General features: G+C 38.0%; 1 pseudogene. It reads right to left on the reverse strand.

The features are described 5' to 3' along the window. Positions 1–244, reverse strand: a pseudogene (locus AAEY62_RS21555) (lipoprotein NlpI); the annotation flags it as partial. Positions 245–303 lie beyond the last annotated feature (59 nt).

Here is a 303-nt window from a genome sequence, read left to right on the forward strand (position 1 = left end):
TGCCTAAACTGTCAAATAATACACCCCGATCATAATAAAGTTTTGCTTGTTGCTCAGGGCTTAGATCTACTCTATTTAGTAGCTCTGAATAACGTGCAATTGCAATTTCACTTCTAAAATCAGAGGCGAGAGGCGCAGTAAAAGGCACATTAACAATCGGCATTGACTCAGCTTTTGAAGTGCTTTGGCACGCGCTTAAAGACAAAATAGTAAAAGATGCCAAGGCTAAATGTTTGAGTGTCATTAAAATCCTTAATACCAAGGTAAGTAGCAAATAAATAAGACATGCGATGTCTAGTAAGG

The organism is Pseudoalteromonas sp. GW168-MNA-CIBAN-0100, assembly GCF_040309225.1.
GTDB classification, from domain to species: domain Bacteria; phylum Pseudomonadota; class Gammaproteobacteria; order Enterobacterales; family Alteromonadaceae; genus Pseudoalteromonas; species Pseudoalteromonas arctica.